1 pseudogene is annotated in these 310 nt (G+C 40.6%); it reads right to left on the bottom strand.

Annotated elements, in window-relative coordinates:
* A pseudogene (locus NRL14_RS20870) lies at positions 1–310 on the bottom strand (hypothetical protein); the annotation flags it as partial.

The raw sequence follows: 310 nt of genomic DNA on the forward strand, positions 1-310 counted from the left end.
GCGCCAATGCTATCAAGTGCTAAAAAGTACAAGTAAGCGTATTGCACGTTGTTACTTTCAAGTGCCATTGCGTGTTTAAATGAGTCAACAGCAGCGGGTTTGTTACCGCTTCTAATAAGCGCCATACCGTTTGCATAATGTAGCGGCGCAGAGGTAGTTACTGCCTTTAAACCACTATTCAATGTGCTTTGCATTTGTACTGTTTGACCAAGTCGATAATAAATGTCGGCTAAATTCACATAACTTGCATCAAAGTAAGGATCAACGCTAATGCCTTTTTGTAACGACTTTATAGCGCCGTTTATGTCTT

The sequence above is a fragment of the Pseudoalteromonas sp. 20-92 genome (genome assembly GCF_030847595.1).
GTDB classification, from domain to species: domain Bacteria; phylum Pseudomonadota; class Gammaproteobacteria; order Enterobacterales; family Alteromonadaceae; genus Pseudoalteromonas; species Pseudoalteromonas fuliginea.